Origin of the sequence: Croceivirga radicis (assembly GCF_002072105.2) — a bacterium.
Lineage (GTDB): Bacteria > Bacteroidota > Bacteroidia > Flavobacteriales > Flavobacteriaceae > Croceivirga > Croceivirga radicis.
Map to the genome: position 1 here is coordinate 25,379 of NZ_MTBC01000012.1, position 20,422 is coordinate 45,800.

Here is a 20,422-nt window from a genome sequence, read left to right on the forward strand (position 1 = left end):
GTTGGTGTTATAAACTGGCGGATTTTTTTATGCCTTTTTTAGTAGGGTATTTACAATTAGTGCGCCAATAATCATGGTTACACCTAATAAACTTAGCATAGTGTATTTTGCGCCCAACCAAGTAAAACTAATTAAAATGGTGAAAACGACCTCCATGTATTTTAAAGGGGCAACTACATTTGTTTTGGCTAATTGAAATGCCTGTGTCATATAAATTTGGCCAAAATAACCAAAGACACCTAAGCTTAAAAGCATAGCCCATTGCGTAGTGGTTGGGTTAACCCATACGTTAATGGCTAATATTCCTCCAATAGCTAGAGAAAAGAACATAAAATAGTTTACAATAACCATGTAATGGTCTCCCTTGCCAATTTTACGAATAAAAATGTATACAAAACCCGTAAAGAAAGCAGCAGCTAAGGCTAAGGCCAATCCTTTTAAATTGATGTTAGGATCAAACCCTTTTATTACCATAACCCCAGAAAAAGCGATAGCAAATAGCAGTAACTGAATGGCACGCAATTTTTCTTTTAAGAAATATACTGCTATAACAGATGCGAATACAGGCGCTATGTAGCGTATAGATACCGCCGTGCCAGCTTCCAATTCCTTTAAAGACATAAAAAACAAAGTCATGGCCATTACCCCAAAAATTGCTCTTAGAACTAATAATTTTCTATTGTTGCCTAAAAAGTGAATTCCGTTTTTCAATAAAAAAATGGAGGCAAGAACAACGGTGCCCAAAGCCCTAAAAAATACGATTTGAAAAGTAGGGATAGCCTCTAGTTGTTTAATCATAAGATTCATCCCGGTGAAGGACAAGGTGCTCAGTAGCATAAAAAGTACGGCTTTCTTCAAGAGAATATTAGCTTTATTTGAAAATAGCAAAGGTAAGGTGCATTTTCTGGAAAAGTTTTTTATTCTAAGAATGATGCGTATTTGTGACAAATTGAAAAAGAAAAAGGGTTTTGGTAACAAAACCAAAACCCTTGGTATAGTAAGAGTGTAGTATTATTTTTTATGCTGAGCCAACCATTCCATGACAGTTAGTTCTTGGCCAGCTATAATTTTGGTGGGATGGTTTCTATGACTGTAAACCCACGAAAAATGACCGTTTAAATGAAAATCTTCAGCGCCATAAACACCATATAAATCGACTACATGATCATATAGGGATAAATGTACATCTTCTGCACCTGCGTCTATAAGTCTATCAAACGTAGGTATTACGGTTAACGCTGCCTTGGTAATTGGGTCGTCTTTAGAATGTATATACCAAATAGCTTGGTTTGCTAAAGTGCCAATATCTGAATCTGAAAGATGCTCATTGAAAAATGCCAAGGCAGAGGGATATGCAGCCGCAAAATAATCTGGATAGTTTAATAATAGTTCCTGGGTCATATATCCGCCATTGGAGCAGCCACCAACATAAATCCTGCTAGTATCAATGTCTGGATGTTTTTCTATAAAATCGTTGAACAAGGCCATGAGTGCTTCGCTATAAATATCTGGTTCTTGGCCTGTAGTGGTTTCTCCAGAAATGCCATGCATCCATCGAGTAGGGGTTTGTGGTGCTAATACGTAAGCGCCTCCAAAAATTTGCTGTATTTCATCAGAAGCATAGTTAGCGGCTCTATTAGCCAAAAGTACAATACTTGGGTCCGTTCCACCTTCGCCTCCACCATGTAACCAAATTATCAATGGTTTTTTATCAACGTTTGTTTTTGGAGTATAAGCTGCATAGGTTAACGCTACATTGTTTGATTGGAATTTACCTGTTAAATCAAACTCATCTACTAGCGGTAGTATTCGTTCGGTTTCATTGTTCCATACGTTGTTATTGTCCTTATTTGTAATGGTAAGTCCATAATTGGTCCACTGGTTTCCACTACAACCTTCCGTAAAAAAGTATAATATAGGTGAGCCTATAGGCAAATGCGGGCCCACGGCAGTATGTAACGTTATGTTTTTACCATTAGCTAAACGGTTTCCTTTTTCATCGGAAACATAGGCCGTAACTACCTCTAATACGCCATTGGCCCTAGGGGAGTTTGCTGGCAAGCAATCAGAAGTTCTTGTAACTTTAATCTCAAAATCAGTAGAATTTACAGTAGAAGTTGTATCTGATAAATGTAGGATTACCTTACTGGTGGCCGGTCCCCAGTCAAACCCCTCGACCACTAAAGTATAGTTGCCCTCTGTTTTTTGTGCAATGGTTGGTGTAAGTGCCAAACTTAAAAATAGTAGCGCTAATTTTTGTACAGTCTGCATTGTTTGTTGTGATTTATTTAGTTCCGTATTTTTTAGTTCTGTCGTCAGAAATTTGACCTTTCCAATTTAGACCAAAGGCAAAGTCATAGCTATTTCCTTCTGCATCCACATAAGGTTCCATATCTCTGGGTACATCTTCAAATTGCAATTCTACTGTTTTCATATTGGCTGGCATTTGAAAAGGTAATAAAGCAGAAGGTTCGTGCTTTCCTGCAATAATTTCTAGAAGTGCCTGGTCTTGAACACCCATATGGGCCAAAATAGCATCGGCATTAGGCTCTATTTCAGAAAATACCATGGGTTTACTAACATGCACCACTACAATTACCGGTTTGTTGCCCATTTTTTGTTTGGTGTCATTTACCATATCCATATCCCTGGTATTTCTAGCCGTTACGGTCTTTCCTTTATACGTTCTATTGGTGAACTCTTCTAAAGGGCTGCCACCGGCAATACTAGTTTCCCTTGCATCATTTGCCGTATACGTATCATATTGAAGGCTAATTGGTACGTAACCATTACCACCATTTTCTACATCTTGTTGGTTATAACCTGTACCGCCATCTGGACTTTTTATTCCAACCAATGCAAAGTCTGCCGCATCTGGACTGTCTACAATCTCAAAATATTTGGCTACTACCTCCATGTTAAAAGCAGGTTCTATACGTTCAGGGGTCACAATTCCCCACCAATTAACACTAGGTGCTACATATCTTTCTGGTACGTATACTTTCTTTTTTTCTGCTACTGGTAAACTGTTGGCTTTATTTTTAAGCATTACAATAGACCGCAATTGCGCGTTATAGCCTTGTTGCATAAATTCTGGTTTGCCAACGGTTTTCTCCGTTTTGGCTATATTTAAATATGGATTTTCAAAAAGTCCTGTTCTAAAAATATTCAATAGAAGACGAACGGCAGAAGTATCAAAACGGGCTCGCATTTTCTTTTCCCCGTGTTCTTTTACCCCCATATTGTAAGCTGCAATAACAGGTTTCATATCGTTATTCCCACCAAATTGGTCCATACCGGCTTCTATAGCTTTGTAATGTCTTTCGACTTCGCTTAAGGTTTCTACTCCCCAAGGTTTACCCTCAAATTTATCTATGGCAGAGACGTCTCTTGTAATTCCCCAATCCGTGCAAAGCACACCATCATACCCATAGGTATCTCTTAATAGTTCCGTTACAAGGTATTGGTTGTAGCCATTGCCAACAGCCTCTCCATGTCCGTCTGAGATGGTATAGTATGGCATAACCGCTGTGGCCGATTTTGTCTCGCCTTTTAGTTTAAAAGCACCTTCTAAAAATGGCATCATATGGTCTTTCATATTTTTTCCAGGATAGACAGCATAAGCGCCATATCCAAAATGCCCATCTCTACCGCCTTCTTCTGGACCACCACCTGGCCAATGTTTTACCATTGCGTTTACACTTTGCATACCCCATCCCTTACCATCTGTGGTCTGAAAACCATCCACGTAAGCTCTCGCTAGATCCGTAGCCAATTTTGGATCTTCGCCCATAGTGCCATCAAAACGGCTCCATCTAGGTTCGGTTGCTAAATCTATTTGCGGAGATAGAGCGGTGGCAATACCTAAAGCACGGTATTCTTGTGAAGCTATTGTGCCAAAGGTTTCCATTAGACCTGGGTCAAAACTAGCCGCTAACCCTAACGTACTAGGCCACATGGAAATAGCGCCTCCTGCACCTGCATTATATTCTGCATACGAATCACTACCATGCCTTGGGTCAGAACTTGTATTAACCGGTATGCCCAACCCAATTCCCTCTACGTGCGCTTGCGCGTTATTGTTCCATTGCGCGGCTACCTTTGGGCTTTCTACACGGGTTATTAGTACATGGCGTAAATTATCATCTGTTAAAAACTGCTTTTGCTGGTCAGAAAGGTCTCCGGCCTGTGCTCCGCTATCTGGAAACGGTTTTTTATTATAGGTAGAGGCCCCGAAACCTCTAGCAGCACCAGGTATTGATTGATGCGCACTATATAACATTAAACCAGCAATTTGTTCCGTGCTCATTTGGCTGGCCAAATCTTTAGCTCTTTCTTTTGCAGATAGCCTCCAATCCTCGTAAGGATCTAATGTTCCATTTTTATTTAAATCTTTAAAAGCCAGTTGATTTACGGTAAGTAGTTGTACCCCTGAGTTTTTATGGTATCCTAAAGTGGCACCATCTTTGTTTTTTACTAATTGGTAGCCGTCTTGTGCTTCTTCCGTCCATTTAGGACCGCACGAGAATATAGCAAACGGCAGTGAAAGCAGTAGCGTCTTTTTAATCGGGTTCATTATTTCAGTTTAGTTAGTTGAAATTAAAAATTTAAAATACCGACAGCTAATTTATGTAACCAACAATAAAATAACTTATTTATTGATAAATTCTTAGTTGATATGTCAAATTATTAAAAAGTGGAATAAAGTCTTAAAACCGTTTAGCTCCAGAAAATTCCATGGCTTCACCTTTGCCAAATCCGTAACTAAATCCAAACGAAATAAACCTGCCACGTTGCGAACGGTTATATACTTCAAAATCATTTTGGGCAATGGTATTTTCAAAGACCCTAGATGCAAAAACATCTCTAATACTCATATTTAATACAGCTCTACCTTTTAATAATTTTTTTCTAACCCCTAAATCCATAAAAATGTTTTCTGCTACTTGCCCTTGTACGGTTTGGTAACTTGATCTATAATTACCCGTTGCCTCCATATCTATGTCTAGCGGTAGTTTTATTTTGGTATTTAATTTAGATGACCATTGATCCGCACTAAAGTCAAAAACAGTTTCTTCAAAGGTTCCTTCTCTTTTAAAGCTATTGTAATTAAGGTCCAAGTTGAAGGTTAGCCATCTTGCTGGGCTATATTTTGTATTAAATTCTACACCTGTGGCGTCATTAGTTCCTATATTTTCTGGCCTAGTTGTGTTTACATTGTTTTCAAAAAATGAAATACGCTCAATTACATCTGTAGTTTTTCTGTAGTAAACCCCAAAATTCATAGCAGTTTTACCAACAAAGAAGATAGAAGTTAATTCATAGGAATCTGTAAATTCTGGCAAGAGATTAGGATTACCCTGTCTAATATTAAAATTGTTTCTAATATTAAAAAAGGGATTTAAGTCCCATAACCTAGGTCTGTATATCCGTTTTGAGTAACCTGCTTGTAAAGAAACGCGTTCAGAAAATTTGTAAGAAGTATGGGCGCTTGGAAAGAAGTTGGTGTAATTTTGGTCGTTCGCCTCATTTGTGTTTGTCAAAAGCGTATTTAAATCCGTGTTTTCTACTCTTAACCCACCTTTAAGTCCCCATTTTTCTCCTTCGTAAGCACCCGTACCGTAAAAAGCCAATACTTTTTGGTCAAATTCAAATATATTGGTGAGACCTGGGTCGGTTACAAATTCACCATTTACTAAGTTTTCCACCTCATAATCGTTACTTACATCGTTCATAACATATTGTGACCCGGTTTCCATGGTCCACTTTTCTGAAAAAGGTTTGGTGTAATCTAGTTTAAAGGTAAAAACGGATTCCTTAAAGTCTGTTCTCGTTTTTTGGCTATTATCTCTATCCTCACCAGAAATAGTTTCATCTAAGAAGTCTGAGGATTGGTCTTTGCCAAAAAAGTTACCCAAAGCGCTAAATAAGAGGTCGTGGTCTTCATTGTCCTCAAAATCTTTTTTATACTGAAACTCGTACTGGAATTTAGGATTGGTGGCTTCAGTTACCTCGGTTCGTTGCCATTGGCTTGTAAGAATGTTGTTACTGTCAAATGCTGCAAAATTGGTGGTAGATGGTTGGTCTTCTACTTCTAAAGCTACATTACCAGATAACGTAATTACGCTTGTAGGGTCTACGTAATAATCGGCACCTAAAACGAAGTTATAAAACGTTTCATTTCTAAATTCCTCACCAAATGAATTAATACTACTGTTATCGGTTAAATCTCGGTTTATAGACTCAACATCATTTGGTAGTTCTCTATAACCTGCTCCTAACTGACTAAATAAATTGAATTTTTCACTTCTTTTATTTAGGCTTAGGCCTAAACTATGGTTGTTGGGCGCTCCAGTGTTAACAGATAAAGAACCATTGAGCCCTTTTCGTTCTTCTTTTTTAAGCACTATATTGATGATGCCAGATGTACCTTCTGCATCGTATTTGGCAGAAGGGTTGGTAATAACTTCTACACGCTCTATCATGTCTGCTGTAATGGTACCCAAAGCATTACCTTCGTCACTGGCTAGAATGGAAGGTTTTCCGTTGATCAACATTTGTACGCCAGTGCTGCCCCTTAAACTTACTGCTCCTTCTATATTCACGTTTACAGAAGGTACATTGTTCAATACCTCTAAGGCACTAGCGCCGGTTGTACTTAAATCTTTGCCTACGTTAAATACCCTGCGGTCTAGCTTAAATTCCGTTTGGGAAACCTCACCTTGTACCACTACTTCTTCTAATTGTTGGGCATCTGGTGCTAGAATAATTGTACCTAGATCTATAACTTGGTCGTTGGTTTTGGGTTGGGTAATAACCTTTTTTTCAAAGCCGATAAAACTAATTTCTATATAATAGTTATCTGCAGTAAATTCAAAGTTGAAAGAGCCGTCTTCTGCCGTGGTTGCTCCGGTTAGCGCCTGTTTGGTATCGTTATCACCAATCATTATGGTAGCAAAGGCAACCGGATATTGATTTCCTTCTTCTACAACTTTTCCTTTTAACAATTTGGTTTGTTGCGCGTTAACGGCTGTTACGCTTAAAAGGAATAAACCTATTAATAAATATAATCTGGCAATCATGATGTTAATTTAGATTTTGGTAATTTTTCAATTCGAAATTGCCAATAATAAAGTGGCTCTAAAAAAATATTGGGGCGAACGACAGGCTTTAGGTACTAAGCGGCAGCATTTAAGAAAACATTAAGTAAGTATGTTGTTGGGCAGTAAAACAGTGTTGTTGGCACCTTGCTTTTTTAGGATAAAAACAAGTTCAATTAGCTTTGATTACCTAACTTATATCCGATTATGTTCAAAAGAGAACTACTTTTTCAATTAATTCTACATATTGTAGTTTTTATCTTTTTTGCCTTTAATTGGTTTGATCAGGCTTTTTTGGTAGATAGGGCATGGTTTTTTTTAATGTATGCCCTGGCTACAATTTTTGTGAGTTATTATTTAATGCCAACCTTACTATATACTAAAAAATATCTTTGGTTTTTTGTATCTATTTGTTTGGTGTTGGCGGTGTTGATACTCTTAGAAGAAAAGATTTTAGAACCATTATTATACCCCAATACAAAACGGGCAAACACTTTTCCTGGACTATTCTACACATTATTTGGCATACTACCCGTAATGACCATTTTAACTAGCGGTAAGTTTGCTTGGGATGCCATACAACAGCAAGACAAAATAAAGGAATTACAAAGTACCATAACCGAGAGCGAGCTGCAATTTTTACGCTCACAGGTAAACCCACATTTTCTATTTAACAATTTAAACAATCTATACTCTTACGCTTTGGAAGGTTCTTCTAAAACACCAGAAATTATTTTAGAAATGAGCGGTGTTTTAAGATATATGCTGTATGAAAGTAAAGAGCGTTTTGTTCCCCTAAATAAGGAGTTGGAACAATTGACAAACTTTATTAAACTGTATAAGCTTCAGATTGAAGAACGTGGCGAGGTTAGTTTTACTGTTGGCAATGGCATGACGGGCCAAAAAATAGCACCCTTAATATTAATTGTTTTTATAGAAAATGCGTTTAAGCACAGCCAATCTGGACAGTCTAGCAATATAAAAATAGCTATAGATGTAAACCTAAAGGGTAGCACCCTGTTCTTTAGTTGTGTCAATAATTTTGAAACGGTAAAAGGGCTAGACTCAGTGGCTAGTGGTATAGGTTTGGCCAATGTTAAAAAAAGACTTCAATTACTTTATCCTAACAAACACATTTTAAGAATTACGGAACAACACAAAGAGTTTCGGGTGGATTTACAGATAGAATTAGAAACGGATTAGTATGATAAACTGCATTATAATAGAAGACCAGCCACCGGCCCAACGCATTTTAAAAAAGTTTATAGAAGATGTTTCTTCCTTAAAATTAGTTGGTTTATTTTCTGATGGCATATTGGCCCTTGAATTTTTAAAAAACAATCCGGTAGATTTAATTTTTTTGGATATACATCTACCAAAAATAAATGGGCTAGACTTTTTAAAAAGTTTGAGCAATCCGCCACAGGTTATTTTAACCACGGCCTTTTCTGAGTATGCTTTAGAAGGGTACGAATTAAATGTAGTAGATTATCTGTTAAAACCCTTTTCCTTTCAGCGTTTTTTACAAGCGGTAAATAAGGTTTCTGTTAAAAAGGAAACCGATACCAAATTTTCTAATCGGGAGTCTACAATGGAAACCACAACGGAGATTTATGTGAAATCTGGGCACGACCATGTTAAGATAAAAATAGACGCTATCTTATACATTCATTCAGATTCTGATTATACCGAAATATTTACAACTGGGCAGAAGATACTTTCTCAAGAACCTTTAAAATATTGGACCACTAATTTAAATGAAGTACAGTTTTGTCAAGTTCATAAATCGTATATTGTTAATAATAAACAAATTGTAAAAATAACCGGGAATTTAATCTACCTGGAAAACCAAATTAAAGTACCTATTGGCAGAGCTTATAAAGAACTGTTTTTGAGCAGGGTGCTTGGAACTAAATAGACTATGAAAAACCATTTATTTATTTTTTGCTGGACCATTTTAACGGTTGGCTACGCCCAACGTAATTTTGATGAAGTAGAAATTACTTCAGAAAAACTTACAGACAAGGTTTACGTGCTTTTTGGGGCTGGTGGTAACATTGGATTAATTGTGGGTGAGGATGCCGCATATTTAATAGATGACCAATTTGGACCCTTAACTCCAAAAATTGTGAGTCACGTTAAAACGATTACCGATAAACCCATAAATTTTGTATTAAATACGCATCACCATGGTGATCATACCGGTGGAAACGAAAATTTAGCTAATAATGGTGCCACCATTATTGCTCATGAAAATGTGAGGGAATTATTAGAGGCAGATGAGAAAACGAGTGAAGCGGCTTATCCGGTAATAACCTTTAATGATAAAATGACCCTTTACTTAGGAGATAATCAGCGTTTATTGGCTATGCACGTAAATCCGGCACATACAAAAGGAGATACGTATTATTATCTACCAGAAGCCAATGTAATTCACATGGGAGACAATTTTTTCGCGGGAAGATATCCTTACATAGATATAAAAAGTGGAGGTGATATAGATGGCTTAATTTCAAATGTTACTATGGCGCTTGGTATGCTAGATGAAAATACTATAATAATTCCTGGTCATGGTAGTATCGCCAATATATCTGATTTAGAAGATTATAAGAATGTGTTGGTTGAATTAAGAAAACGAGTTAAAAAAGCTAGAGAAGCTGGTAACTCACTAGAAGCAACGCAACAAATGAATCTCTCAAAAGAATGGGATGCCACACACGGTACCGGTTTTATAAATGCAGAACGTATTGTGGAGTTTATATACAAATCAGCGGACTAAAAAAATCATATCATGAAAAAATTAAAAAGAGAAGACGTGTCGCAAGAGGTATTTGACCTCTATGATGATTATGCCCATAACAAATTACAACGCAGGGAATTTTTAGAAAAGCTTTCTGTGTATGCGGTCGGTGGTATTACCGTTGCTTCTCTAATGAGTTTTATGATGCCCAATTACAAGGATACGCTATTGGTTAATCCTAACAGTCCAGATTTAGACTCAAAAACGATATCTTACAATTCACCCAAGGGTGGTGGTACTATAAAAGGCTTATTATCGAAACCAAAAGAGTTTACGGGTAAGCTTGGCGGTATAGTAGTTGTTCATGAAAATAGGGGGCTAAATCCGTATATAGAGGATACGGCCCGCAGAGCCGCACTAGAAGGCTTTATTACTTTGGCTCCAGATGCTTTGAGTCCATTAGGGGGTTACCCTGGTAACGATGATGAAGGTAGGGCTATGCAAAGAAAACGAGATAGAAATGAAATGTTGGAGGACTTTATCGCTGCTTTTGACTATCTTAAAAACCATGAAGATTGCTCTGGAAAAATAGGTGTAGTCGGCTTTTGTTTTGGCGGATGGATTTCTAACATGATGGCCGTTAATGTACCAGATTTGGCAGCTGCTGTTCCATTTTATGGAGGGCAGCCTAAAGAAGATATAGACAAAATAAATGCGCCTTTAATGCTTCAATTTGCAGGATTGGACGAACGCGTAAATGCGGGCTGGCCTGCTTATGAAGAAGCATTAAAAAAACATAACAAACCATACGAAGCTTTTGTTTACCCAGATGTAAATCATGGTTTTCATAACACATCTACACCAAGGTATAATGAGCCAGCTGCAGAATTGGCATGGGGTAGGACCATTAATTTTTTTAAAGAGCATTTAAAAGCATGAAAAATATAAATCGTAGAAAGTTTATTCAAAAAACCTCAATGGCATCTGCTGCCGTTGGGGTTTCTTCTTTTTTGACTAATCCTATTAACGCACAAAGCACTAGGCCTCTGTCTTCAACATATATGGGAGATTTTGCCGCTCCACCCCTAAATATAGTACGTGCTGCTTTTATTGGAGTTGGTGCTAGGGGTGGAACACATTTAAAGTTTTTTGCAGGTTTGCCTAATACAGAGGTAGTTGCTATTAGCGATTTGTATGAAGACTTGGTAAATGAAAAATTAGGTTGGTTAACTGAAGTTGTTGGTGCTACAAATAGCAAAAATTGCAAATTATATTGGGGTGATGAAGACAGATGGAAAACTATGTTGCAAGATATAAAACCAGACGTGGTCTTTATAGCGACCAATTGGGCCAATCATGCGCCTATGGCGATTGAGAGCATGAAACAAGGTGCACACGCTTTTGTTGAAGTTCCTATTGCCGTTACCCTAAAAGAAATGTGGGATATTGTGGATACCAGTGAGCAAACCAAAAAGCACTGTATGATGATGGAAAACGTAAACTATGGCCGGGACGAATTGTTGTTCCTAAACATGGTTAGGCAAGGTCTGTTAGGTGATTTGTTACATGCGGAAGCGGCTTACATACACGAGCTGCGTTGGCAAATGGAAGAACAAGAGCGAGGTACGGGTTCTTGGCGAACGCATCATTACGCCAAAAGAAATGGAAATTTATATCCTACACATGGTTTGGGTCCTGTGGCCCAGTATATGAATTTAGGCAGGGGAGTAGATACTTTTAAAAGTTTAGTAAGTTACTCGAGTCCTTCAATAGGTCGTAGCATGTATGCCAAAGAAAACTATCCTGCAAATCATAAATGGAATCAATTAAATTTTGAGGGTGGAGATATCAATACATCCATCATCAAGACCCAATTGGGTAGAACGGTTTTGGTACAATGGGATGAAACAAGTCCAAGACCATATTCAAGACTTAATTTAATTCAAGGAGTTAAGGGGGCTTTAGCTGGTTTTCCTACAAGAGTTGCCTTAGAAGGTGGTGTGTTGGGTATCACGGATGACCATCATACTTGGGTACAAGGAGAAAAATTACAGGCGGTTTATGATAAATATGACCATCCACTTTATAAAAGACTAAATGAAACGGCTAAAAACAGTGGTCACGGTGGTATGGATGGTATTATGATGTACCGTATAGTAGAGTGTTTACAGCAAGGTATTCCTTTAGACCAAAATGTGTACGAAGGTTGTTTCTGGAGTGCCGTTGCTCCATTGAGCGAAAAGTCGGTTTCCGAAGAGGGTATGCCACAAGCTTTTCCAGATTTTACCAGGGGTAGTTGGAAGAATACGTTACCTTTATCAATTATAACTTAAGCCATAAAATGATTCAAATAAAAGTACCTGCTAGGGTATGTTTTTTTGGAGACCATCAAGATTATTTAAGTTTACCCGTAATAGCGGGTGCAATTAATAGATATATTAATCTAGAAGCAATTCCCAACCAATTAAATTCATTTAGATTGGATTTGTTGGATATTAACGAAGTTGTTTCAATTGCCATAGATGAAGATGGTTATAACGTAAAAAACGGCGATTTCTTAAGGGCTTCATTAGCTGTTTTAAAACAAAAAGGATTAAAGTTTCAGCAAGGGTATTCCATTAAAATTTGGGGTGATATACCTGTTAATGCTGGGCTTTCTAGTTCTTCTGCATTGACCATTGCATGGATTCGCTTTTTAGTAGCCATTCAAGAAAAACCACCGCCGGTTTCTGATTTTGAAATAGGACATTGGGCTTATGAAGTTGAGGTGGAATATTTTAACAATCCAGGTGGCTTAATGGACCAATATACTATTGCCCAACAAGATTTAATCTACATAGATACAGCAACCGGTAAAAGTGAAGTTCTTGCCGGAAATTTAGGACAATTAGTAGTAGCGGAATCTGGTTTAAAAAAGCAAACTATGAGTGTGCTTAAAAATGGTAGGTTTTATCAAGAAAATGCCATTAAAGAAGTGCAACAGAAAAATCCTAATTTCAATATACTACGATCTACTTTAGAAGATTATGAAAGGTTTAAACACCTTGTCTCTAAAGAATATCAAAATCATTGGTACGCTGCAATTCATAATTACCAACTAACCAAAAGGGCTAAAAAATTATTAGGTGAACCAAATTCAAATCTAGAGGAACTGGCAACGGTAATGAATGCACACCAAAAAAATCTTTACGAGCGTATTCAAAACACACCAGAAGAAATGCATAGCATGATGCAAGCCGCGTTAGAAGCAGGAGCAATTGGGACTAAAACAATTGGTTCTGGCGGTGGTGGCTGTATGGTTGCTATGGTAAATAGTAATACAAAAGATGACGTTATAGCGGCTTTTAAAAATGCTGGTGCTAAAAACGCATATGAGGTAACTTTAACTAAAAAGGGATAATGGAAAATTCAAGTTTGGTAATAATGGCCGGGGGCGCTTCATCTAGAATGAAAAATAGTCTCGCAAATGCAACAGTTTCTAAAACGGTATTAGATGCTGCTAGAGATTTACATAAGAGTCTTATCCCTTTAGGCGAGAATGGAAAGCCTTTGTTGTATTACCTAATTAAGAATGCCATAACCGCAGGTATTACTCATATTTATCTTATAACTTCAAAAGATACAAGTGGGTTCAATAGATTTTTAGAAACCTATAAAGATGAGCCTGGCTTTAGTAGTTTAACCGTGCAGTTTGCCATTCAACATATTCCACCTACAAGAAAAAAACCTTTAGGAACGGCAGATGCGTTGCAGCAGTGTATGGATCAATATCCTATTTTAAAAGAAAATAGTTTTACGGTTTGTAATGGGGATAATTTGTATTCTACAGCGGTATTTAAACTATTAAAGGCAGAGCGCAAGGCACCCCATGCCATAATTGCATATAGTGGGCACGGACTTGGTTTTGATGACGAAAAGCTAGCCAAATTTGCTGTCTTAGCTATTGATGAAAATAGCTTTTTAACCCATATAATTGAAAAGCCAGGAGTAGATCAACTACAATCGTATAAAGACGAAAAAGGAGAGTTAAGAATTAGTATGAACATTTTTAATTTTACTGGTGCAGATTGTTACCCCTTTTTGGTCAATTGCCCAATTAACCCAGAAAGAGACGAAAAGGAATTACCTGAGGCGGTACGGAACATGAGCAAGGCGAATTCCAAAGCGGTATATTGTTACCCAAAATCTGAAAAACTTCCAGATTTAACTACCATCGCAGATGTTGCAACGTTTAAGTTAACCACTTAAAATGGACTTTGTACATCTGGTGTGCTGATTTCCTTTTTATTAGGTAAACGAAAGGTTATGCCTAGGTTAATGGCGTAATCTGCAAAAGCGGCATCTCCATTTCTAGGGTTTCCGGTTGCCATTTGCGTCTCTAAATCGGTTACGCTTTGGGGTCTATCCCTACGCAGGGCAATAGGTACATTAAGGTTGATGGATAGGTTATTTGCCATGTATGCTAAACCAGGATCTAGTGAAAGTACATTTCCTGGTCTTCTGAAACCTTTGTTGCCACCCATTAAATCTTTTACCGGTATGCCTTCAAAACGTGCTCCTAAAGAAGTGGAAAACAAAGGAGAAATGGCATAACTTAAGCCTAAACGACTAGAAAATTGGTCTGGGACGGCCATAATGGCTTCGTTTTCCAAAATAGGTGACAGGGTTTCCCTAAGTGTTCTGGTTCCGTTAGTTTCTCTTGGATTTATTAAATAGAATCCACCAGCGTAAAGGTAGAAATCAGTAAAGATTTTTTTATAGAGTTGAAAGTCTAAGGTTATACCAAAGCCACCATCACCAGGTTGTATGCTTTGGTCTACGGGCCTTACTTGTGGAGACCCCTCTGGCCCAACATTGTAGAAAATATCAGAAGCATTATAATTACCAGTAGGCAGTTTAACACCTAACCCTAAGGCTAAATTACCGTTTGGATTGTTTGCTGGATTAAATACCCAATAGCCTACACCCAAGCGTACATCTGCTAGACCTCTAGAAAATGTAGTGTTTCTTTCATTTCTTCCATGTTCGTATAAAGAGGACCGTGTGTTAATAACAAAAGGCAACGTAGCACTAGCATAAAGTCTATCCGTAATACCATAAGTAATAAAGAAATCCCAAGCATGAGCGTTGTTCACCACTTCGGTTTCATTGGCAACCCTATCTGCCTCTTCTTCCGTTCCTCTAAAATGCCTAAACGATTTAAAATACCGATAATTGGAGCCTATCTGTATATCGCCCGGTCCTAAAAGATTATTTTCCAATGCGTTTCCTACACAAGAGGAAAAGTGTCTTATGGCTACACAGCCTTGTGCGTTTATTAATTGGAAATTAAAAATAATTAGCAATAGGAAAAGGGTGGTTTGGCTGGTTGCGGTTTTCATTTGTGGCTAGATTAAAAATGGCCGGGAGAACCGGCCACTTATATTTCTTTAAATTCTAATAAACTAAACTTGTGACAAAGTTAATTGGGAAGTCTTCAAGATTAGGATAACGGTTGTATAACAAAGATTAATGAAAGATTAAAAATGGTAATTAAGTTGAAAATTGAATTACTATCTGTTTAATTTTAATTTAATTAGCAAGCAATGAATAAAAAGACCCTTCTTATAGCTGTATTTGTTATTTCGCTCATTGGTTTGGCAATTGTACAATATCAATACTTGGGTATAGGCTTAAATTTAGCAAGTGTACAATTTGCTAAAAAGGTAGAAACAGCCTCTAAAGCAATCAAAGAAGAATTACGTTATGAGAATAAACTAACCTATCTAATTGCCAGTGCGGTACAGCAAGACACTACGTTTTTTACTACTACCCCAGATTCTTTATCGCAATCCGCACATTTGTTTTTTGAAGGTTTCCTTAAGGACAAGCTAGAGAAAAATGGAATTGATGCTGCTTTTGTATATCAACTAAAAAGTAAAGAATCCAATGTCTATTTAAATTCCAATAAACAGTTTAACAAGGATGTAAAAATCTATGATTACAATATGGCTTTAGAGGGCTATATACCAGAAGTGCTAGGGGAGAGGGTGTATTTAAATTTAAAATTCAAAAACTTAAATCGCTATTTTCTCTCTAAGCTTAATGGGTTAACCTTGCCAAGTCTAATTTTTTTAGTCTGTATCTTTTTAATTACTATTTGGGGGTTTAGAACATTTTATTGGCAGCAGCGAATTATTGCGAATACGGACGATTTTATAAATAACCTTACCCATGAATTAAAAACACCCGTATATTCCATACAGCTTGCTACCAAAATTCTAGAAGAGAAAACTAAGGGTGGTGATAAAACTTTTTTAAATATTATAACGCAACAAACCAAACGGTTAGGTAGCCATATTGATAAGGTTTTGGAACTGGCATCTATGGATAGAAAAAAAAATGTTTTTCAATTAAAACCTTTAGATTTTAAGCCGGTTCTAGAAAAACTATGCAAAGAATTTGAGGCGTTGGTGTCTTTGGAGCAGGTTGGTTTTACTTTTAATTTAGTAGATTCTGATTATACGATTTTAGGTGAAGCTTTTCATTTAGAGAATACAATCAAAAACCTCTTGGATAACGCAAAAAAATATGCCGAGAATCCAATAATTGAATTAAACTCTTTTAAAAAGAACAACCATTTGATTATTCGAGTTAAAGACAATGGTATTGGTATACCGCAAAAGGATATTCATAAGGTCTTCCAAAAATACTATAGGGGTAACCAAAGTAATTTGCATGGGGTAAAAGGATTTGGTCTTGGTTTAAACTATGCGTATACCGTTGTAAAAAAGCATAACGGTAAAATAATTTTGGATAGTAAAGAAAATATAGGAACTACAGTAACAATTAAAATTCCTTTGAATGAAAGTTGAGCAAGCTAAACTCTTATTGGTAGAAGATGAGGAAGCTTTAGGTTATTTGTTAAGTGAATACCTAGGGATGAAAGGTTTTACGGTGCATTGGTGCAAAAATGGGCAGGAAGCTTTGGATTATTTAAGTCATCAAACTGCAGATTTGGTTATTCTAGATGTTATGATGCCCGTAATGGATGGCTTTACGCTTGCCACAAAAATTAAGGAAAAGTATGCCAACTTACCTTTTTTGTTTCTAACCTCTAAAGCTATGAAAATAGATGTATTAAAAGGGTTTTCTTTAGGTGCTATAGACTACCTCAAAAAGCCCATAGACGAAGAGGAACTTTTGGTTAGGATACGCTCCATTTTTTCTCGTATCTATACCAATGATTTTCTTGGTACTACAGAAGAAATAATAACTGTAGGAGATTTTAAACTCGACTATCGTAATCAAAAACTAACCAACGATACAATAAAGAGTGAAGTCAATTTGACCAAAAGGGAGAATGAGCTTTTAAAGATTTTAGTTAGCAATAAAAATAATCTTTGTACCCATAGGGATATATTGATTAAGTTGTGGGGCGAGAATTCTTATTTTAATAAAAAGAGTTTAAATGTGTTCATAACTAGGCTTAGGTCTTATCTAAAATCAGATGCTAATATTTCTATTGAAAATGTACATGGTCAAGGTTTCATACTAAAGGTTCAATAATTCTTTATGTTTAAGATTTAGTATATTTAAAGTACTATGGAAACGTACGCAACTGCACTTTTATACGCGATCCCATTTTTTGTAGGGTTGGTACTTTTAGAAATTTTATACGGTTATGTGGTAAAAAACCAAAAATATACGGTTTTAGATACCGTTAGCAGTCTTAGTTCTGGTTTAACAAATATTATTAAAGACTCTTTGGGTTTGGTAGTAATACTTATTAGTTATCCTTTTTTGTTGGAACATTTGGCTCTTATTGAAATTAAGAACACTTGGTTGGTATGGGTGATGGCCTTTATTGCTATTGATTTTGCGGGATATTGGAACCATAGATTAAGCCATCATATTAATATTTTTTGGAATCAGCACGTAATACATCATAGCAGTGAAGAGTTCAATTTAGCGTGTGCCCTAAGGCAACCTATAGCCAACCTAATTGGTTATTATGCATTATTACTCATACCTGCGGCGTTGCTAGGTGTTCCCAATCAAGTTATTGCTATTTTGGCGCCAATACATCTGTTTGCCCAATTTTGGTACCATACCCAGCACATTGGTAAATTAGGTTGGTTAGAATATGTGTTGGTGACTCCTTCCCAACATAGGGTGCACCACGCTATAAATGCAGAGTATATAGATAAGAATTTAGGACAGATATTATCTGTTTGGGATAGATTGTTTGGCACGTTCCAAGAAGAATTGGAAGATGTGCCACCGCAATATGGTGTCTTAAAACCTGCGGGTACGTGGAACCCTGTACTTATAAACTTTCAGCATTTTTGGAGAATGTGTTTAGATGCGTTTAGAACACGAAATTGGTGGGACCGTTTAAGGATTTGGTTTATGCCTACTGGATGGAGACCAGCAGATGTTGTTGAGAAATATCCAATTGTTGGAATTGAAGATGTATATAATTTTAAGAAATACGATTCAGATTCGTCTTTTGAGATGAAGGCTTATGCCATTTTTCAATTGTTGACCCACACCATATTGTTGCTATATATGTTTTCTAATTTTGAAACTATTGGATTTCCAAATCTTTTTTACATGGCGGCATTTATCTTTATAGGAATATTTGCTTATACCAGTATCATGGATCAGCAAAATTACGGTGCCTTTATTGAGGTAGTAAGAGGAGTAGTTGGTTTAGGGTTTATTTATTTAACCAATGATTGGTTTGGACTAAAACAACATTTAGAAGTTGGTGTGGTATTGATTTTCCTATATTTTATAATTAGTATAATTTCGGCTTTATACTTTTATTTCAAATCTAATTACAGATTACCAACCAATTCAGATACAGAATTAACTTAGGCTTATCTCGATTTAATCTCGGTATTAACCAGCTCAATATAGTTTTCCATAGCTTTTTTAGGGGTTACTTTTTGCGCCTGTATAAGTGCATTTGCCTTAAAAGCATTAATTAAGGGTGTTCTACTGCCTGGGTGATTAAAATTTTTGTTGGCAATACGGTAGTAGGCGTATAATTTAAGTAATAAATCTGCAGGAAGCGGCTCTGTATAGCTATTTACGTAATTGACAGCTTCTTCAAACGCAATATGTAAGTCCTTTTTACTCATCCTTATCGCCTAACATAGCAATACAAGTACGCGCACCAACAACTTTTTGATTAAGCTTAACACAAACCTTTGCATCTAACGGTAGAAACAAATCTACCCTAGAACCAAATTTAATAAAACCAGCGTCCTCACCTTGTATTACTTGGTCTCCTTTGGTGGCATAGTTTACAATTCTTCTAGCAAGAGCACCAGCTATTTGGCGGTAAAGCACCTCACCAAATTTTGGGGTTTTTAAGACTACGGTTGTACGTTCGTTATCCGTACTTGCTTTTGGATGCCAGGCAACCAAATATTTTCCTGGGTGATATTTAGAAAAAGTAATTACCCCGCTTGCAGGATAACGGGTTACATGAACATTGGTTGGCGACATAAAAATAGACACCTGCCTTCTTTTGTCTTTAAAATATTCTGGTTCTTCTACTTCTTCTATAACTACCACCTTACCATCTACTGGAGCAAGTAACTCATCAAAAGAAGGGGTAACCCTACGTTTAGGATTTCTAAAAAATTGTAGGATTAAAATAAGGACTACAAATAGTACTAGTTGTACCACTAGTTTTAGCCAGTCTATAGGTATTAGATATTCACTGGCAACAATACCGGCCACGACTAGGAAAAACGTAAAAAAGATAATCTTTTGTCCCTCTTTATGAAACATATGAGAAAATTGTAAGTGTTGCGTAAGCAAACGGTGCAGCAAAAACCAAACTGTCCAAGCGGTCTAAAATACCACCATGACCAGGTAAAATTGCACCACTATCCTTAACGCCAGCACTGCGTTTAAATTTAGATTCCAATAAATCTCCCAAGTTACCTGATATTACCAGTACCATTGCTAAAATTAGCCATTCTACTGTAGAGATGGATGCATCAAACCTGGATATTAGGTAACCTGCTAATACTGCAAAAATAAGACCTCCAAGTGAACCTTCAATTGTTTTTTTAGGAGAAATAGAAGGGAAAAGTTTATTTTTTCCAATACTCTTACCTACAAGATATGCAAAAGAGTCGTTAACCCAAATAATTACAAAAACTCCCATTATCAGTATTTTTTCAAAGCCTTCTAACCGGTATGGTATCATGGTTAGAAAAATACAACCACTACCAATGTAAAATAGAGCTATTAAGAACTTTTGTAATGCTGTAAATACCTTGTGCTTACCAGAAAACAGATAGCCTAGTAGTAAGATATTGGTAATTAGGGTTAAGGCAAGAAGCGCGTATACCGGTAAAATAGATTTTATAAAATAAATGTAGAGCCACCACAATCCTAGAAATGCAACAAATACGTAGTAACGCCTAATTTTTAGTAATCGTTTAAACTCATAGATACATCCTAGTCCAAACACCATGAACAAGAAATCAAACGCATCACTGTTTAAAAAAATAGCCGCTAACAAAAGGGAAACATAAACCACCCCAGTTAGGGATCTGCGTAAAAGTTCTTTCATGGA

18 protein-coding genes are annotated in these 20,422 nt (G+C 36.7%); 10 read left to right on the forward strand and 8 right to left on the reverse strand.

The window, feature by feature from the left end; translation table 11 throughout:
• Positions 1-27: 27 nt before the first annotated feature.
• The 4 genes from BUL40_RS14680 to BUL40_RS14695 form a co-directional block, all read right to left on the reverse strand.
• The gene (locus BUL40_RS14680) at positions 28-858 is read right to left on the reverse strand and encodes a DMT family transporter (protein WP_317044024.1); all 831 of its coding nucleotides are present in this window, start codon (positions 856-858) and stop codon (positions 28-30) included.
• Positions 859-1,011: 153 nt separating this feature from the next.
• On the reverse strand, positions 1,012-2,271 hold the full coding sequence (locus BUL40_RS14685) for a prolyl oligopeptidase family serine peptidase (protein WP_080319864.1): 1,260 nt from the start codon (positions 2,269-2,271) through the stop codon (positions 1,012-1,014).
• A 13-nt stretch (positions 2,272-2,284) separates the two neighbouring features.
• Positions 2,285-4,576: a glycoside hydrolase family 3 protein gene (locus tag BUL40_RS14690; RefSeq protein WP_080319865.1), complete on the reverse strand. Its 2,292-nt coding sequence runs from the start codon at positions 4,574-4,576 to the stop codon at positions 2,285-2,287.
• Between the two features lie 133 nt (positions 4,577-4,709).
• A complete protein-coding gene (locus tag BUL40_RS14695) occupies positions 4,710-7,082 on the reverse strand; it encodes an outer membrane beta-barrel family protein (RefSeq protein WP_080319866.1) in 2,373 nt (790 codons plus the stop codon).
• A gap of 225 nt (positions 7,083-7,307) precedes the next feature.
• Here BUL40_RS14695 and BUL40_RS14700 point away from each other — a divergent pair, with 225 nt between their 5' ends.
• Genes BUL40_RS14700 through BUL40_RS14730 form a run of 7 tightly spaced genes read left to right on the forward strand, consistent with a single transcriptional unit; the run spans position 7,308 to position 14,088 of the window.
• Positions 7,308-8,303: a sensor histidine kinase gene (locus tag BUL40_RS14700; RefSeq protein WP_080319867.1), complete on the forward strand. Its 996-nt coding sequence runs from the start codon at positions 7,308-7,310 to the stop codon at positions 8,301-8,303.
• A 1-nt stretch (position 8,304) separates the two neighbouring features.
• The gene (locus BUL40_RS14705; protein WP_080319868.1) at positions 8,305-9,018 is read left to right on the forward strand and encodes a LytR/AlgR family response regulator transcription factor; all 714 of its coding nucleotides are present in this window, start codon (positions 8,305-8,307) and stop codon (positions 9,016-9,018) included.
• A gap of 3 nt (positions 9,019-9,021) precedes the next feature.
• Positions 9,022-9,879, forward strand: a complete 858-nt coding sequence (locus BUL40_RS14710) for an MBL fold metallo-hydrolase (RefSeq protein ID WP_080319869.1) — start codon at positions 9,022-9,024, stop codon at positions 9,877-9,879.
• A 12-nt stretch (positions 9,880-9,891) separates the two neighbouring features.
• Entirely contained in the window at positions 9,892-10,779 is an 888-nt protein-coding gene (locus BUL40_RS14715) for a dienelactone hydrolase family protein (RefSeq protein WP_080319870.1), read from the forward strand.
• Complete coding sequence (locus BUL40_RS14720; RefSeq protein WP_080319871.1) at positions 10,776-12,173, forward strand: Gfo/Idh/MocA family oxidoreductase; 1,398 nt, start codon at positions 10,776-10,778, stop codon at positions 12,171-12,173. The genes BUL40_RS14715 and BUL40_RS14720 overlap by 4 nt, the downstream gene beginning before the upstream one ends.
• 8 nt (positions 12,174-12,181) lie before the next feature.
• On the forward strand, positions 12,182-13,240 hold the full coding sequence (locus BUL40_RS14725; RefSeq protein WP_244901885.1) for a GHMP family kinase ATP-binding protein: 1,059 nt from the start codon (positions 12,182-12,184) through the stop codon (positions 13,238-13,240).
• Positions 13,240-14,088: a sugar phosphate nucleotidyltransferase gene (locus BUL40_RS14730; RefSeq protein ID WP_080319873.1), complete on the forward strand. Its 849-nt coding sequence runs from the start codon at positions 13,240-13,242 to the stop codon at positions 14,086-14,088. The genes BUL40_RS14725 and BUL40_RS14730 overlap by 1 nt, the downstream gene beginning before the upstream one ends.
• Here BUL40_RS14730 and BUL40_RS14735 read toward each other — a convergent pair.
• Positions 14,085-15,221, reverse strand: coding sequence for a protein involved in meta-pathway of phenol degradation (locus BUL40_RS14735; RefSeq protein ID WP_080319874.1), 1,137 nt, complete (start codon positions 15,219-15,221; stop codon positions 14,085-14,087). The genes BUL40_RS14730 and BUL40_RS14735 overlap by 4 nt on opposite strands.
• A 204-nt stretch (positions 15,222-15,425) precedes the next feature.
• On the opposite strand from BUL40_RS14735, the gene BUL40_RS14740 reads away from it, so the two are divergent.
• The 3 genes from BUL40_RS14740 to BUL40_RS14750 are packed head-to-tail and all read left to right on the forward strand — an operon-like array spanning position 15,426 to position 18,702.
• On the forward strand, positions 15,426-16,694 hold the full coding sequence (locus tag BUL40_RS14740) for a sensor histidine kinase (protein ID WP_080319875.1): 1,269 nt from the start codon (positions 15,426-15,428) through the stop codon (positions 16,692-16,694).
• Complete coding sequence (locus BUL40_RS14745) at positions 16,684-17,388, forward strand: response regulator transcription factor (RefSeq protein ID WP_080319876.1); 705 nt, start codon at positions 16,684-16,686, stop codon at positions 17,386-17,388. The genes BUL40_RS14740 and BUL40_RS14745 overlap by 11 nt, the downstream gene beginning before the upstream one ends.
• A 36-nt stretch (positions 17,389-17,424) precedes the next feature.
• Positions 17,425-18,702 carry a sterol desaturase family protein gene (locus tag BUL40_RS14750; protein WP_080319877.1) on the forward strand — a complete coding sequence of 426 codons (1,278 nt, stop codon included), beginning with the start codon at positions 17,425-17,427 and terminating at the stop codon, positions 18,700-18,702.
• Positions 18,703-18,704: 2 nt separating this feature from the next.
• Here BUL40_RS14750 and BUL40_RS14755 read toward each other — a convergent pair whose 3' ends face one another.
• The 3 genes from BUL40_RS14755 to BUL40_RS14765 are packed head-to-tail and all read right to left on the reverse strand — an operon-like array spanning position 18,705 to position 20,419.
• Entirely contained in the window at positions 18,705-18,968 is a 264-nt protein-coding gene (locus tag BUL40_RS14755) for an acyl-CoA-binding protein (protein ID WP_080319878.1), read from the reverse strand.
• The gene (locus tag BUL40_RS14760; RefSeq protein WP_010519861.1) at positions 18,961-19,626 is read right to left on the reverse strand and encodes a phosphatidylserine decarboxylase family protein; all 666 of its coding nucleotides are present in this window, start codon (positions 19,624-19,626) and stop codon (positions 18,961-18,963) included. The genes BUL40_RS14755 and BUL40_RS14760 overlap by 8 nt, the downstream gene beginning before the upstream one ends.
• Positions 19,616-20,419, reverse strand: coding sequence for a phosphatidate cytidylyltransferase (locus BUL40_RS14765; RefSeq protein WP_080319879.1), 804 nt, complete (start codon positions 20,417-20,419; stop codon positions 19,616-19,618). The genes BUL40_RS14760 and BUL40_RS14765 overlap by 11 nt, the downstream gene beginning before the upstream one ends.
• Positions 20,420-20,422 lie beyond the last annotated feature (3 nt).

Coding starts and splice junctions, on each gene's coding strand:
- BUL40_RS14685 (WP_080319864.1), bottom strand. CDS start 2,271: ATGCAGACTGTACAAAAATTAGCGCTACTATTTTTAAGTTTGGCACTT.
- BUL40_RS14690 (WP_080319865.1), bottom strand. CDS start 4,576: ATGAACCCGATTAAAAAGACGCTACTGCTTTCACTGCCGTTTGCTATA.
- BUL40_RS14695 (WP_080319866.1), bottom strand. CDS start 7,082: ATGATTGCCAGATTATATTTATTAATAGGTTTATTCCTTTTAAGCGTA.
- BUL40_RS14700 (WP_080319867.1), top strand. CDS start 7,308: ATGTTCAAAAGAGAACTACTTTTTCAATTAATTCTACATATTGTAGTT.
- BUL40_RS14705 (WP_080319868.1), top strand. CDS start 8,305: ATGATAAACTGCATTATAATAGAAGACCAGCCACCGGCCCAACGCATT.
- BUL40_RS14710 (WP_080319869.1), top strand. CDS start 9,022: ATGAAAAACCATTTATTTATTTTTTGCTGGACCATTTTAACGGTTGGC.
- BUL40_RS14715 (WP_080319870.1), top strand. CDS start 9,892: ATGAAAAAATTAAAAAGAGAAGACGTGTCGCAAGAGGTATTTGACCTC.
- BUL40_RS14720 (WP_080319871.1), top strand. CDS start 10,776: ATGAAAAATATAAATCGTAGAAAGTTTATTCAAAAAACCTCAATGGCA.
- BUL40_RS14725 (WP_244901885.1), top strand. CDS start 12,182: ATGATTCAAATAAAAGTACCTGCTAGGGTATGTTTTTTTGGAGACCAT.
- BUL40_RS14730 (WP_080319873.1), top strand. CDS start 13,240: ATGGAAAATTCAAGTTTGGTAATAATGGCCGGGGGCGCTTCATCTAGA.
- BUL40_RS14735 (WP_080319874.1), bottom strand. CDS start 15,221: ATGAAAACCGCAACCAGCCAAACCACCCTTTTCCTATTGCTAATTATT.
- BUL40_RS14740 (WP_080319875.1), top strand. CDS start 15,426: ATGAATAAAAAGACCCTTCTTATAGCTGTATTTGTTATTTCGCTCATT.
- BUL40_RS14745 (WP_080319876.1), top strand. CDS start 16,684: ATGAAAGTTGAGCAAGCTAAACTCTTATTGGTAGAAGATGAGGAAGCT.
- BUL40_RS14750 (WP_080319877.1), top strand. CDS start 17,425: ATGGAAACGTACGCAACTGCACTTTTATACGCGATCCCATTTTTTGTA.
- BUL40_RS14755 (WP_080319878.1), bottom strand. CDS start 18,968: ATGAGTAAAAAGGACTTACATATTGCGTTTGAAGAAGCTGTCAATTAC.
- BUL40_RS14760 (WP_010519861.1), bottom strand. CDS start 19,626: ATGTTTCATAAAGAGGGACAAAAGATTATCTTTTTTACGTTTTTCCTA.
- BUL40_RS14765 (WP_080319879.1), bottom strand. CDS start 20,419: ATGAAAGAACTTTTACGCAGATCCCTAACTGGGGTGGTTTATGTTTCC.